The following is a 14586-nucleotide window of genomic DNA, read 5'->3' on the forward strand; positions in this document are numbered from 1 at the left end:
GCGGTGCGTGCGTGCACGGCGTGCGGGGTCCGGCGTCAGTGGAAGCCGGGCACGCTGTTGGGCTCGGGGCCGCCGTCCTGGCCACCGCCGTCCGTCGTCCCGCCGTCGGTAGTGCCGCCGCCGTCCGTCGTCCCGCCGTCCGGCGGGCCGGAGGAGCTGCCGGTCGGCGTGGGCCGGCCGGTCGGGCGGCCGGACTCGGACTGCGACGGGCTGCTGGTCGGCGTCCGGGTCGGCGTCGGCGTACCGCTGGGCGTGCCGGACGGCGTCGGGGTCGACGAGGGGGTGTTGCTGGGCGTCGGCGTGCTGGTCGGGGGCACCCCGGCGCCGAGGTCGGTTTCGAGGTCGAAGTCCGCGCCGATGTTGCCGTTGAGCGCGTCCTCGGTGTACGCGGCCCACACCTGGGCCGGGTAGCCACCGCCGTTGACCCGGCCGCCGCCCCCGGTGCCCTTGAGGGTGACCTGGGCGCCGCCCTTGGGGGACTCGCCGAACATGCCGACCGCGGTGACCAGCTTGGGCGTATAGCCCACGAACCAGGCCGACTTGTTGTCGTCGGAGGTGCCGGTCTTGCCGACCGCGTGGTAGGCGGTGTTCTTCACGGCGCTGGTGGCCGTACCGTCGTTGACCACGCCCGCCAGCACGGAGGTGATGGTGTCGGCGGTTTCGCGGCTGAGCACCTGTTCGCCGATCGGGTTCTTCAGCTGCTGCTCGGTGTCGACGCCGTCGACGGGGTGCACGGCCTTGGTCACCAGCGTCGGGGTGACCTTCATGCCGTGGTTGTCGAGGGTGGCGTAGGCCCCGGCCATCTGCAGCGGGCTGGCGCCCATGGAGCCCAGCGTCATGGCGGGCCGGGCCTCCATCTTGGAGCCGTCCATGCCCAGGCTCACCGCGGTCTTCTTGACGTTCTCCAGACCGACGTCCTGGCCCATCTGCGCGAAGACCGCGTTGACGGAGTTGTTGGTCGCCGTCTGGACGCTGATCTTGCCGTACTCGTGCTCGTCCTCGTTGGGCGGCGCGAAGGGGATGGTCCCGCCCACGACCGGGCGGCGGTTGTGGCCGTCGTAGATCGTGTTCGGGTTGATCGGCAGACCGCCCTGGGTGAGGGCGTTGTTCTCCATCGCCGAGGCGAGGATCAGCGGCTTGAACGTGGACGCCGGCTGGTAGTCCGAGCGCGTGGCGTTGTTGGTGTAGTGCTTGGGGTAGCCCGCGCCGCCGTACATCGCCACGATGTGGCCGGTCTTGGGGTCCACCGAGGCGGCGCCGAGCTGGGCGTCCCGATCGACCTTGCGGGTCTTGGGCTTGAGGTCGTCGGTCAGCCGGTGCTTGACGGCCTTCTCCAGCGCCTGCTGCTTGTCCTTCTGGATCCCGAGGGTGACCGTCCAGCCGCCGCGCTCGAACTGCTTCTCGTCGACGCCCTGGGCGTAGAGCTCCTTCTTGGCCTCGGCCACCAGGTAGCTCGTCTGGCCGGTCAGACCGGGCAGCGGCTTGGGGCGCTTGGGGACCTGGAAGTGCTGCTTGGCGCGCTCCTCCTTGGACAGCCAGTGCATCTCGACCATGTTGTCGAGGGTGTAGGCCCAGCGCTGCTTGACCCGCTCCCTGCCGTCCTTGGTCGCCAGGGTCCAGTCGTACTGGTTCGGCGCCTGGAGCAGCGAGGCGAGGTAGGCGCCCTGCGAGACGGTGAGCTTCTCGACGTCCACGCCGTAGTAGGCCTGCGCGGCGGCCTGGATGCCGTAGGCGCCGCGGCCGTAGTAGCTGGTGTTGATGTAGCCGGCGAGGATCTTGTCCTTGCCCAGCTTGTTGTCCACCTTGAGCGAGATGACGATCTCCTGGAGCTTGCGGCTGACCGTCTGCTCCTGGCTCAGGTAGTAGTTCTTGACGTACTGCTGGGTGATCGTCGAGCCGCCCTGCTTGCCGCGGCCCAGCAGGGTGTTGAGGATGCCGCGTGCGGTGCCCTTCAGGTCGACGCCGGAGTCGTCGAAGAAGGTCTTGTTCTCCGCGGCGACGAAGGTGTACTGGACGTCCTTGGGTATCCGGTCCAGCGGCACGCTCTCGCGGTTGACCTGGCCGACCCGGGCCATGACCTTGCCGTCTGCGTACTTGAAGACGTTGCTCTGCAACTGGGCGTCCCTGTTGCCCTCGTCGGGCACGTCGACGTACAGGTACACGCCGATGAAGCCGAGGATGCCCAGCAGGCACACCCCGAGGAAGGTTCCGAGGATCTTCTTCCAGGTGAAAAGGCGGCGTATACCGGACTTCCCCTGTTTCGGTTTGGTCCGGCGGGCGCTCCCCTGTCGCGCCCTTCTCGCTTCCGCTCGGCCCATCGCTTCGACAACTCCAGTCGTTCCGCCCCCAGCTAACTCAGCTGTTGAAGCTAACACCGCATCTGTCAACAAATACTCATCGATCAAGGCTTTTCCCGGGGTGACAAACAGCACCCACGCCGACGGAACCTGGAGGTGGGTGTTCTGCGTCGCCCCCGTCCCACCTGCGGACTTACCGACGGCCGGCGCTCCGCGCACCGGTGGACACCCTGACCATTCGCGCGTTAAAGTGATAGCACTTTGCTAGACCAGCGACATCACCGATTGCGGCGGACATCACGTGCCGCATCTGGAGAAACGGGGACTTCATGACCGACCGGACCACGACCGAACCCACCAGCGGCCCCGACGGCGCGCTCGCGGTGGACGCCCCCGAGATGCCGCGCCCGCAGGTCCGCGAGACCCCGGCGCACAGCATCCCGGGCGGCCTGGCCCTGCTGCTGACGGTGCTCGGGGTGGGGCTCGGCATCGCCGCGATCATCTCCGGCGGCGTCCTCGGCAACGCCGGCCACAACGCGGTCGGCATCCCGCTGTTCATCGCGGGCGTGCTGCTGCTGCTCGGCTCCTTCTTCTGCATGACCGGCGTGAAGATGGTCGCGCCCGGCGAGGCCCGGGTCATCCAGCTCTTCGGCCGGTACGTCGGCACGATCCGCACCGACGGCCTGCGCTGGGTCAACCCGCTGACCACCGCGCGCAAGATCTCCACCCGGGTGCGCAACCACGAGACCGCGGTGCTGAAGGTCAACGACGCCTACGGCAACCCGATCGAGCTGGCCTCGATCGTCGTCTGGCAGGTCGAGGACACCGCCCAGGCGCTGTTCGAGGTCGACGACTTCCTGGAGTTCGTCGCCACCCAGACCGAGGCGGCCGTCCGGCACATCGCGATCGAGTACCCCTATGACGCGCACGACGAGGACGCCCTGTCGCTGCGCGGCAACGCCGAGGAGATCACCGAGAAGCTCGCCCTGGAGCTGACCGCCCGGGTCCAGGCCGCCGGTGTACGGATCATCGAGTCCCGCTTCAGCCACCTCGCCTACGCCCCCGAGATCGCCTCCGCGATGCTCCAGCGCCAGCAGGCCGGCGCGGTGGTCGCGGCCCGCCAGCAGATCGTCGAGGGCGCGGTCGGCATGGTCGAGATGGCGCTGGACCGGATCAGCGAGCAGGCCATCGTCGAGCTGGACGAGGAGCGCAAGGCGGCCATGGTCAGCAATCTGATGGTGGTGCTCTGCGGCGACCGGGCCGCCCAACCGGTCCTGAACACCGGCTCGCTCTACCAGTGAGCACCGAGAGCCCCGAGGGGTCCGGCGCCGAGGGCGAGCGGACCCCCGCGCGACGGCCGCAGCGGCGCAAGCAGGTGCTGCTGCGGCTGGACCCGCTGATCCATGACGCGCTGGCGCGCTGGGCCGACGACGAACTGCGCAGCGCCAACGCGCAGATCGAGTTCCTGCTGCGCAAGGCGCTGTCGGAGGCGGGGCGGCTGCCCCGGGGCGCGGGGGCGATCCCGCGCCGCGGGCGGCCGCCCAAGGCGCAGGAGCCGGACCCGCCCCAGGGCTGATGCGGCGCCGGCGCACCCGGCGACCGCACCCCTCACGGAGCCCGCACCCGCCACTGAACACCACGTCTATACATCGTGCGTATACACCTCATGTAGAGTGCTCGGCATGCCCCTCGCACCCACAGGGCGATGCCCCCTGCCCGCACTCCCGGAGGCCCTCGGATGACCCCGGCCGGTTCCCTGCTCGACGCCCGTGCGCTGCACAAGGCGTACGGCGCCACGCCCGCTCTCGACGGCGCGGAGTTCTCCATCCACCCCGGCGAGGTCGTCGCCGTCATGGGCCCCTCCGGCTCCGGCAAGTCGACCCTGCTGCACTGCCTCGCCGGCATCATCGGCCCCGACTCCGGCACCGTCCGCTACGGCGAGCACGAACTGACCGCCATGACCGACGCCCAACGCAGCGCCCTGCGCCGCACCGACTTCGGCTTCGTCTTCCAATTCGGCCAACTCGTACCGGAGTTGACCGCCCTGGAGAACGTCGCCCTCCCGCTGCGCCTGAACGGCACCAAGCGCAAGGACGCCGAACGACAGGCCCGCACCTGGATGGAGCGCCTGGAGGTCGACGACATCCGGGACAAGCGGCCCGGCGAGGTCTCCGGCGGACAGGGCCAGCGGGTCGCCGTCGCCCGGGCCCTGGTCGGCACCCCCCGGGTGGTCTTCGCCGACGAACCCACCGGCGCCCTGGACTCGCTCAACGGCGAGCGGGTGATGACCCTGCTGACCGAGGCCGCCCGCGACACCCGGGCCGCCGTCGTCCTGGTCACCCACGAGGCCCGGGTCGCCGCCTACTCCGACCGGGAGATCGTCGTCCGCGACGGCGTGGCCCGGGAGACGGCGGGCGCGGCATGAGGGCCCGCAGCCTTGCCATGGGCGTACGCTTCGCGGCCGGCGGCGGCCGCGAGGGCTGGGTCCGTACGGTCCTGACGGCCATCGGGGTGGGGCTGGGGGTGATGCTGCTGCTCGGCGCCGCGTCGATCCCGCACCTCCTCGACGCCCGGCAGCAGCGCGGCGACGCCCGCGCGGCCGTCGCCGGCGAGCAGCCGGTCAAGCGCTCCGACGCGACCCTGCTGTACGCCGAGGCCGGAACCTCCTTCCGCGGCCGGACGGTCAAGGGCGCGCTGCTGCGCCCCGACGGTCCCCGCGCCCCCGCCCCGCCCGGCGTACGCGAACTGCCGCGCAGCGGCGAGATGGTGGTCTCCCCCGCCCTCGCGGAGCTGCTCTCGGCGCCGGAGGGCGAGCTGCTGCGCGAGCGGCTGCGCTTCACCACCGCCGGCACCCTCACCGAGCCGGGCCTGGCCGGGCCGGGCGAGCTGGTGTACTACGCGGTCAGCGACGCCCTGAGCACCGAGCACGGCGCCTTCCGTATCGACGGCTTCGGCAGCCGGACCGAGCCCCGGCCGATGGATCCGGTGCTGCTGGTGCTGATCATCGTGGCCTGTGTGGTGCTGCTGATGCCGGTGGCCATCTTCATCGCCACCGCGGTCCGCTTCGGCGGCGAGCGGCGCGACCGGCGGCTGGCGGCGCTGCGGCTGATCGGCGCCGACACCCGGACGGTGCGCTGGACGGCCGCCGGGGAGGCGCTGTTCGGCGCGGTCTGCGGGCTGCTGCTGGGCACCGCGATGTTCCTGGCCGTACGGCAGGCGGCCGGCTCGGTCACCGTCTGGGACGTCAACGCCTTCCCCGGCGATCTGACGCCGGCCCCGGCCCTGGCGGCGCTGGTCGCCCTCGCCGTCCCGCTGTGCGCCGTCGGCGTCACCCTCTTCGCGCTGCGCGGGGTGGCCATCGAACCGCTGGGCGTGGTGCGCAACAGCGCCGGGCGGCGGCGCCGGCTGTGGTGGCGGCTTCCGGTGCCGCTCGTGGGCATCGCCCTGCTGCTGGCCAACGGACCGGTCGGCGGCGACGACGGACCGGTCGACCCGTATCTGATCGCGGGCGGTGCGGTGCTGATGCTGTTCGGCATCACACTGCTGCTGCCGTGGGTCGTCGAGGCGGCGGTGGGGCGCTTCACCGGCGGCCCGGTGCCCTGGCAGCTGGCCACCCGCCGGCTCCAGCTGGGCAGCGGGGCCGCGGCCCGCGCGGTCAGCGGCATCACCGTCGCGGTCGCCGGGGCCATCGCCCTGCAGCTGTTCTTCTCCGCGATCCAGCAGGACTTCATGAAGGTCACCGGGCAGGATCCGGACCGGGCGCAGCTGAGTGTGGCGCTGCCGTCCCACGACGTCGCCACGATCCGGAAGATGATCGGCGAGTTCCGCCGCACCGAGGGCGTACGCGGCGTCATCGCGACCATCGATGCCTCCGCCTCCCGGCCCGGCCCGGTGCGCAAGGGCGAGGACTTCGCCCCGACCACCCAGCTCACCGTCGGCGACTGCCCCACCCTGCGCGAACTGGCGCACACCGGCTCCTGCAAGGACGGCGACGTCTTCGTCGTCAAGGACAGCAGCGGCATGGTCGAGAGCGACTACCTCTTCAAGACCGCGCGGCCCGGCGCCCGGGTGCTGCTGAACCGGGACATGACCGACGGCGAACCCGGCCGCGAGCCGCGGCTGTGGACCATCCCGAAGTCCGCCCGCATCGTCGACTCCCGCAAGGACCCCTCGGGACAGATGGCCTTCGGTATCTTCGCGACGCCGGGCGCCCTGGACACCGCCGCGCTGGACGACCCGACGGCCCGCGCGATGGTGAAGACCGATCCGCGGGTCGGCGACGCCGCCGAGTACGTCCGCAACACCGCCGCCCGGATCGACCCGCTGATGAGCGTCGGCACGCTGCAGAGCCTGGAGCGCGACAAGCAGTTCTCCAGTGTGCGCACCGGGCTGCTGATCGCCGCCACCGCGACGCTGGCGCTGATCGCCGCCAGCATGCTGGTGACGACGCTGGAGCAGCTGCGCGAACGGCGCCGGCTGCTGTCGGTGCTGGTGGCCTTCGGCACCCGGCGGGCGACGCTCGGCTGGTCGGTGCTGTGGCAGACCGCGGTCCCCGTCGCCCTGGGGCTCGTCCTGGCGCTGGCGGGCGGTGCCGGGCTGGGCGTGGCGCTCCTGAGGATGGCGGGCAAGTCGACCTTCGACGGGTCGGTGGTCTGGCCGCTACCGGCGGCCGGCGCCGCGCTCGTGGTGCTGGTCACCCTCCTCAGCCTGCCGCCGCTGTGGCGGATGATGCGCCCGGACGGGCTGCGGACGGAGTGACCGGCGTCCCGGGGCCCGCGTACAGGGCCCCGGGACCGCCTCTATACAGCGTGCGTATACACCAGCGATACACCCACGAGTAAGGTGGTCGGCATGTCAATCGGTCATACGCTGCTGGGCCTCCTGGAGTCCGGCCCCCGCCATGGCTACGACCTCAAGCGGGCCTTCGACGAGCACTTCGGCCAGGACCGCCCGCTGCACTACGGGCAGGTCTACTCCACGATGTCCCGGCTGCTGAAGAACGGCCTGGTGGAGGTCGACGGCGTGGAGGCCGGCGCCGGCCCGGAGCGCAAGCGGTACGCGATCACCGACGCCGGTATCACCGACGTCGCCCAGTGGCTGGCCCGTCCCGAGAAGCCCGAGCCGTATCTGCAGTCGACGCTCTACACCAAGGTCGTCCTGGCGCTGCTGACCGACCGCGACGCCGCCGAGCTGCTGGACACCCAGCGCGCCGAGCATCTGCGGCTGATGCGCGGGCTGACCGAGCGCAAGCGCGGCGGCGACCTCGCCGACCAGCTGATCTGCGACCACGCGCTGTTCCATCTGGAGGCCGATCTGCGCTGGCTGGAGCTGACCGCCGCCCGGCTCGGCAAGCTGGCGGAGGCGGTCGGCGCATGACGCCGGAGGGATCCCTGCTCGCGGCGGAGGGGCTGAGCAAGGCGTACGGCCCCACGCCCGCTCTCGACGGCGTGGAGTTCTCCATCCACCCCGGCGAGGTCGTCGCCGTCATGGGCCCCTCCGGCTCCGGCAAGTCGACCCTGCTGCACTGCCTCGCCGGCATCATCGGCCCCGACTCCGGCACCGTCCGCTACGGCGACCGCGAACTGACCGCCATGACCGACGCCCAACGCAGCGCCCTGCGCCGCACCGACTTCGGCTTCGTCTTCCAATTCGGCCAACTCGTACCGGAGTTGACCGCCCTGGAGAACGTCGCCCTCCCGCTGCGCCTGAACGGCACCAAGCGCAAGGACGCCGAACGACAGGCCCGCGAGTGGCTGGAGCGCCTGGAGGTCGACGACATCCGGGACAAGCGGCCCGGCGAGGTCTCCGGCGGACAGGGCCAGCGGATCGCGGTCGCCCGCGCGCTGGTCAACCGCCCCCGGGTGGTCTTCGCCGACGAACCCACCGGCGCCCTGGACTCGCTCAACGGCGAACGCGTACTGACCCTGCTGACCGACGCCGCCCGCGACACCAGTGCCGCGGTCGTCCTGGTCACCCACGAATCCCGGGTCGCCGCCTACTCCGACCGGGAGATCGTCGTCCGCGACGGCAAAGTGAAGGACATGCTGGCGGGCTTGATATGAGCCCGCTGCGCTCCCCCGCCGGCACCGACGGCGGGCGCGGCGACGAGCGCGCGCCCACCCCGCCCGTGCCGCCCGCCGCCCCGCGCGGCGGCCCCGGCGTCTGGGCCCGCGACCTCGTGATGGGCATGCGGTTCGCGGCCGGCGGCGGCCGCGAGGGCTGGATCCGTACGGCGCTGACCGCGGCCGGCGTCGCGCTGGGCGTGGCCGTGCTGCTGCTCGGCTCGTCCGTCCCGGCCATGATGGCCTCCTGGCACGGCCGGGAGCAGGACCGCGAGAACCTCGGGCAGCGCCATGAGCCCGGCCCCGCCGACAACACCCTGCGCTACACCTCGATCGACACGACCTTCCGCGGTACGCCGATCCGCGGCCGGCTGGTGCGCCCCGACGGCGCGCGTCCGCCGCTGCCGCCCGGCGTACGGCAGCTGCCCGGACCGGGCCGGATGCTGGTCTCCCCCGCGCTCAAGGAGCTGCTGGACTCCCCCGAGGGCGCCCTGCTGCGCGAGCGGCTGCACTACGAGAGAGCCGGCACCATCGGCGACCAGGGTCTGCTCGGCCCGCAGGAGCTGACCTTCTTCGCGCAGAGCGCCACGCTCGCCGCGCCCGACGGCTACCGCATCGACCACTTCGGCAAGAGCTGGGATCCGACGCCGATGCAGGCGCCCGCCGTGCTGCTGGTGATCATGACGTGTGTGGCGCTGCTGACGCCGGTGATGGTCTTCATCGGGACGTCCGTACGGTTCGGCAACGAGCGCCGCGAGCGCCGGCTGGCCGCGCTGCGCCTGGTCGGCGCCGATATCCGCACCACCCGCCGGATCGCCTCCGGCGAGGCGCTGTTCGGGGCGCTGCTGGGACTCGTCGGGGGCACCGCGCTGTTCCTGGGCGGCCGCCGGTTCGCCTCGGTGATCACGCTCTGGGACATCAACGTCTTCCCCTCGGACCTGACGCCGAGCCCGGCGGCCGCGGCCCTGATCGCGCTGCTGGTCCCGGCGGCGGCGGTCCTGGTGACCCTGTTCGCCCAACGCACCGTCACCGTCGAGCCGCTGGGCGTCGTCCGCGACCGCCCGCCCGTGCGGCGCCGGCTGTGGTGGCGGCTCGCGCTGCCCGTGGTGGGCGCCGCGCTGCTGGTCCCGCTGATCTGGGAGCGGCCTTGGGCCGGCACCCCACTGGCCACCTTCCGGCTCGCGGCCGGTGCGATGCTGCTGCTGTTCGGCGTCACCGCGCTGCTGCCCTGGCTGGTGGACGCGGTGGTCGGCCGCCTGCGCGGCGGCCCGGTCCCCTGGCAACTGGCCGTCCGCCGCCTGCAGCTGAGCAGCGGCTCGGCGACCCGCGCGGTCAGCGGCATCACCGTCGCGGTGGCCGGCGCGATCGCGATCCACATGCTGATGACGGGGATGCAGGCCGGCTACGCGCACGCCTACGCCGAGTCCGGCAAGGTCCCGCGGATCGGACTGTGGGGCAACGCCAAGGACTGGCAGCGGACCGAGCGGGCGCTGACCGCGCTGCGCGCCACCCCCGGGGTGACCGCGGTCCGCGGCACCGTCGACGCACTCGCCGGCCGGATGCCGGGCGCCGGCCGCCGCCCCGCGTCCGACGCACCGCCCACCACGCTCGCCGTCGGCAGCTGCGCCGAACTGCGCAAACTGGCCCGCCTGGGCTCCTGCCGGGACGGCGATGTCTACCTCACCGACGCCCCGCGCCGCGACCCCGCCACACGGCCCGGCGGGACCCTCGACCTCAACGCCCCGCTCGTCGCGGACGACCCGGTGGCGCCGCGCCCCTGGAAGATCCCCGGCACCACCCGTTCCGCCCGGCTGCTCGGGCCCCAGCACGGCCCCGACCGCCTCATGTACGACCTGCTGGTCACCCCGTCCGCGATCGACCCCGCCCGGCTCGCCGGCGCCACCATGGAACTGAAGGTCGACTTCGACCGCGCCACCCCGGACGCGGTGGAGCACATCCGCAACACCGCGGCCCGGATAGACCCGGCGATGAACGAGTTCTCCGCGGTCGACAACCCGCACGACGGGCAGTACACCAGCGTCCGCAACGGACTGTTCGTCGGCGCCGTGATCACTCTGCTGCTGATCGGCGCGGGCCTGATCATCGCCACCGTCGAGCAGCTCTACGAGCGGCGCCGCCTGCTGTCCACCCTCGACGCGCACGGCACCCGCCGCGCCACCCTGGGCTGGTCGGTGCTGTGGCAGACGGCCATCCCGGTCGTGCTCGGCCTGGGCCTGGCGCTGGGCTGCGGGCTGGCGCTGGGGTCGCTGCTGCTGTCGATCATCGACAGCGCGGTGGTCGTGGACTGGCTGGTGGTCGGCGCGATGACCGCTATCGGCGGCGGGGTGATCCTCTTCGTGACGGCGCTGAGCCTGCCGCCGCTGTGGCGGATGATGCGGCCGGAGGGGCTGCGGACGGAGTGAGCGCGCCGATGCCGCCGGACCGGTCCCGGCCGGACCCCGCGCGGGGCGCGGGCCCCCGCCGCTGGTGCACCGACCTCGCCCTGGGCGCCCGCTTCGCGCTCACCGGCGGCCGCGAAGGGCTGCTGCGCACCGCCCTGACGGCGCTCGGCGTCGGCCTGGGCGTCTTCGTACTGCTGCTGGCGGCCGCCGTCCCCCAGGTGCTGCACGCCGCCGTCGACCGCAAGGCGGCCCGCGCCGTCGTGCCCGCCGCGGAGGGCACCGGCCCCTCGGACCGCACCCTGCTCACCGCCGATCTGTACGGCGCCTTCCACGAGCGGGCCCTCGACGGCCGACTCGTACAGCCCGAAGGCCCCCGCGCCCCCGTCCCGCCCGGCCTGTCCCGCCTCCCCGGCCCCGGCGAACTGGCCGTCTCCCCCGCCCTCGCCGAACTGCTCGCCTCCCCCGAGGGGGCGCTGCTCAAGGAGCGCTTCGCGGATCTGCGGGTGACGGCCCGGATCGCCGACGCGGGCCTGACCCACCCCGCCGAACTCCGCTACTACCAAGGCAGCGACAGCCTGCGCGGGCCCGGCGCCGGGGTCGAGCGGATCACCGCGTTCGGCGACCGGGACACTCTCTTCCGGGCGAGCCCCCTGGTGATGCTGGCCATCACCGCGGGCTGCGTCGCGCTGCTCGCCCCCGTCGCCGTCTTCATCGCCACCGCCGTACGCTTCGGCGGCGACCGCCGCGACCGCCGGCTCGCCGCGCTCCGCCTGGTCGGCGCCGATGTCCGCACCACCCGCCGGATCGCCGCCGGCGAGACCCTCACCAGCGCCCTGCTGGGCCTGCTGGGCGGCGCCGCGCTCCTGCTCGCCGTCCGCGTCCCGCTGTCCTCGCTCACCCTCTTCGGCCTCGGCGTCTTCCCCTCCGACGTGGTCCCCGACCCGGTACTGGCCGCCGTCGTCGCACTCGCCGTCCCCCTGTGCACGGTCGCCGTCACCCTGCTGACCCTGCGTCGGGTCACCGTCGAGCCGCTGGGCGTGACCCGTACGGCGCCGCCGCTGCGCCGCCGGCTGTGGTGGCGGGCGCTGCTGCCCGCCGCCGGAGTGGCGCTGCTGCTGCCGCAGGCGACCGGCGGGCTGCGCTCCGGCGACGCCGCCGGCGCCCAGCTGATCCTCGGCACCGCACTGCTCCTGCTGGGCATCGCGGCGCTGCTGCCCTGGCTGCTGGACGCCACGGTGGCCCGTCTGGGCCGCGCCGGGTTCGGCGGCCAGTCCTGGCAACTGGCGGTCCGCCGCCTTCAGTTGACCTCCACCGCGGCCAGCCGTTCGGTCAGCGGCATCACCGTCGCGGTGGCCGGCGCCATCGCCGTCCAGCTGCTCCTGGCCGGTGTGTGGACCGGCCTCGGCGCGCCGTCCGCCACCACCCCCTGGACCGAGGTCACCACCCGGGAAGGCACGCTGCCGGCCGAGCGGGCCCCCGGGATGTCCGCCCGGCTCGGCGCCACCCCGGGCGTCCTCGCCCTCCGCACCCTCGTCACCGGCTACGCGGACACCTACCGCCCGCAGCACCAGCGGCCGGACGCCGGTACATCCGCCGACGCCACCTCCGAGCCCTACCCGTTCACCGTCGCCGACTGCCCCACGCTGCGCGAGCAGGCCCATATCGGCGCCTGCTCCGACGGCGACGTCTTCCTGGCCGGGGGCCCCGAGGGCGGCGGCCCCCGCCCCGGCGAACGCCTGGCCCTGGAGCCGGCGTTCGGCCCGACGGACCATCGGGCGTCCGCCGTCTGGACCGTGCCGCCCACCGCCCGCCGCACCACCGTCGCGGACCGCGGCACACCCCTCGGCCTGCCCACGCCCACCGTCCTGGCCACTCCCAAGGCACTGGCGCCCACCCTGCTGCACCGGCCCACCCTCACGGTCCTGGTCCGGCTCGCCCCCGGCGATCCCGACGCCCTCGAACGCCTCCGCAACACCGCCGCCCGGATCGACGCCCGCGCGGAGGTCAGCGTCTACCGCAACGCCGCCCCCGACGAGACCCTCGGCCTCACCCGCCGCGCGCTCACCGCCGGCGCGGTCGCCGTCCTGCTGCTCATCGGCTGCGGCCTGCTCATCACCGCCGTCGAGCAACTCCGCGAACGCGCCCGCCTGTTGTCCGCCCTGGACGCCCTGGGCACCCCTCGCGGCGTGCTGGCCCGCTCGCTGCTGTGGCAGACCGCCCTGCCGGTCGCCCTCGGCCTCGCCCTGGCCCTCACCTGCGGTCTGGCCCTGGGCTCGCTGCTGCTGCACATGGCCGACCGGCCGCTGCTGCCCGACTGGTGGGGCATCCTCACCCTCACCGCCACCGCCGCGGCCGTCATCCTCACCGTCACCGCGCTCTCCCTCCCCCTGCTGTGGCGCCTGATGCGCCCCGAGGGCCTCCGCACGGAATGATCATGAGGGATCATGTCCCCACACCGGCGCCGCCTCGGCGCCGAGCGACACCCGGGGGCTCCTCATGCGCGCACCGCGCCGACTCGTCTACTGCATCGCGTCCACCCTCGACGGCTTCATCGCCGGCCCGGACGGCGCCGACCCCACCGGCCCGGACGGCTTCTGGCCGATCGCCGAGGACTATCTGCAGCACCTGATCACCGAGCTGCCCGAGATCCTGCCCGTGCAGGCCCGCTCGGCCCTCGGCGTCACCGCGGAGGGCACCCGCTTCGACACCGTCCTCGAAGGCCGCCGCACCTACGAGATCGGCCTCCGCGCCGGCCTCACCGACGCCTACCCGCACCTGCGCCACCTCGTCTTCTCCCGCACCCTCACCGAGAGCCCGGACCCGGCCGTGGAACTGGTCGCCACCGACCCGGTCGCCAAGGTGCGCGAGCTGAAGGCCGAGGAGGGCAGGGACATCTGGCTGATGGGCGGCAGTGAACTCGCCGGCGTCCTCTACCCGGAGATCGACCAGCTCCTGATCAAGCTGGGCCCCCTCACCATCGGCAACGGCATCCCCCTCTTCTCCCGCGACACCGCCTTCGACCCACGCACCTGGAACCTCACGGACCACACCGTCCTCAAGAGCGGCGCAGCCTTCCTGACGTACACGAGGGCGGCTGCCGAGGCGTAGGACGACCCCTGGGGCGCCCGCTCTCTCGAACGGGTGAACGTCACCGTACGAGACGCGTGCGGGCGCCCGTGCCTACGATGATGGCCTCGATACCAGCCACTAGGAGGCGCCATGTCTGCCGCAGCGGTCGAGCACCCCCATGACGGCAAACTGCCCGGCCTGCTTGAGGTAGCCGCGCGGCTCACCGAGCGGAACCCTGGCTACCGCATCGAGATCATCGGGGGAGAACTCACCGTGACGCCGCCCGCCGACGGCCCGCACGCCGACTCACTGACCGACCTCACCTTCGCGTTCGCGGCCGCGCACGGTGCACAAACACGAGTAGCCCAAGCCATCGGCCTGTGGCTCCCGGACGGCCCCGACGACTTCGCCATCCCGGACCTCTCCGTCGTCGATGCCGACTACCGCGAGCACCACATCGAGTCCAACTGCTACGACCCGGTGGCCTTCCGGCTGGTTCTGGAGGTCACCTCCTCCAACTACGTCACCGACATGAAGAAGAAGGTCGCCGCCTACGCGATCGCCAAGATCCCGGTCTACGTCATCGTCGACCGCAGGAAGGACCGCCTCCACGTCCTGACCGACCCCTTCGCCAACGAGTACCGCAACCACAGCGTCCACGCCCCCGGGCAGCATGTGACGCTCCCCGAGTCCATCGGCGCCGAGATCATCCTCGACGTCGGCGCACTCCTCGAAGTCGCCCGCCCCTGAGGCCCC

The 14586-nt window shown here is 72.9% G+C and carries 11 protein-coding genes; 10 read left to right on the forward strand and 1 reads right to left on the reverse strand.

Annotated elements, in window-relative coordinates; translation table 11 throughout:
* Window positions 1–35: 35 nt before the first annotated feature.
* Window positions 36–2318 carry a transglycosylase domain-containing protein gene (locus ACZ4NB_RS10630; protein ID WP_467660070.1) on the reverse strand — a complete coding sequence of 761 codons (2283 nt, stop codon included), beginning with the start codon at window positions 2316–2318 and terminating at the stop codon, window positions 36–38.
* 308 nt (window positions 2319–2626) lie between these two features.
* On the opposite strand from ACZ4NB_RS10630, the gene ACZ4NB_RS10635 reads away from it, so the two are divergent.
* The 10 genes from ACZ4NB_RS10635 to ACZ4NB_RS10680 all read left to right on the forward strand — a co-directional run bounded on the left by ACZ4NB_RS10635 (window position 2627) and on the right by ACZ4NB_RS10680 (window position 14580).
* Window positions 2627–3598: an SPFH domain-containing protein gene (locus tag ACZ4NB_RS10635; protein WP_467660072.1), complete on the forward strand. Its 972-nt coding sequence runs from the start codon at window positions 2627–2629 to the stop codon at window positions 3596–3598.
* Complete coding sequence (locus ACZ4NB_RS10640; RefSeq protein WP_467660073.1) at window positions 3595–3873, forward strand: type II toxin-antitoxin system antitoxin; 279 nt, start codon at window positions 3595–3597, stop codon at window positions 3871–3873. Before ACZ4NB_RS10635 ends, ACZ4NB_RS10640 begins: the two co-directional genes overlap by 4 nt.
* A 162-nt stretch (window positions 3874–4035) precedes the next feature.
* The gene (locus ACZ4NB_RS10645; protein WP_467660075.1) at window positions 4036–4722 is read left to right on the forward strand and encodes an ABC transporter ATP-binding protein; all 687 of its coding nucleotides are present in this window, start codon (window positions 4036–4038) and stop codon (window positions 4720–4722) included.
* Window positions 4719–7055 (forward strand): FtsX-like permease family protein, encoded by a 2337-nt coding sequence (locus ACZ4NB_RS10650; protein WP_467660077.1) that lies wholly within the window; start codon window positions 4719–4721, stop codon window positions 7053–7055. Before ACZ4NB_RS10645 ends, ACZ4NB_RS10650 begins: the two co-directional genes overlap by 4 nt.
* A 93-nt stretch (window positions 7056–7148) precedes the next feature.
* A complete protein-coding gene (locus ACZ4NB_RS10655) occupies window positions 7149–7673 on the forward strand; it encodes a PadR family transcriptional regulator (protein WP_393489326.1) in 525 nt (174 codons plus the stop codon).
* Window positions 7670–8359 carry an ABC transporter ATP-binding protein gene (locus ACZ4NB_RS10660; RefSeq protein ID WP_467660079.1) on the forward strand — a complete coding sequence of 230 codons (690 nt, stop codon included), beginning with the start codon at window positions 7670–7672 and terminating at the stop codon, window positions 8357–8359. The genes ACZ4NB_RS10655 and ACZ4NB_RS10660 overlap by 4 nt, the downstream gene beginning before the upstream one ends.
* Window positions 8356–10782 carry an FtsX-like permease family protein gene (locus ACZ4NB_RS10665; protein ID WP_467660081.1) on the forward strand — a complete coding sequence of 809 codons (2427 nt, stop codon included), beginning with the start codon at window positions 8356–8358 and terminating at the stop codon, window positions 10780–10782. The genes ACZ4NB_RS10660 and ACZ4NB_RS10665 overlap by 4 nt, the downstream gene beginning before the upstream one ends.
* A complete protein-coding gene (locus ACZ4NB_RS10670) occupies window positions 10779–13193 on the forward strand; it encodes an FtsX-like permease family protein (RefSeq protein WP_467660083.1) in 2415 nt (804 codons plus the stop codon). The genes ACZ4NB_RS10665 and ACZ4NB_RS10670 overlap by 4 nt, the downstream gene beginning before the upstream one ends.
* 64 nt (window positions 13194–13257) lie before the next feature.
* Entirely contained in the window at window positions 13258–13869 is a 612-nt protein-coding gene (locus ACZ4NB_RS10675) for a dihydrofolate reductase family protein (protein ID WP_467660085.1), read from the forward strand.
* Window positions 13870–13980: 111 nt separating this feature from the next.
* The gene (locus ACZ4NB_RS10680; RefSeq protein ID WP_467660087.1) at window positions 13981–14580 is read left to right on the forward strand and encodes a Uma2 family endonuclease; all 600 of its coding nucleotides are present in this window, start codon (window positions 13981–13983) and stop codon (window positions 14578–14580) included.
* Window positions 14581–14586 lie beyond the last annotated feature (6 nt).

The sequence above is a fragment of the Streptomyces sp. NPDC026575 genome (assembly GCF_055567415.1).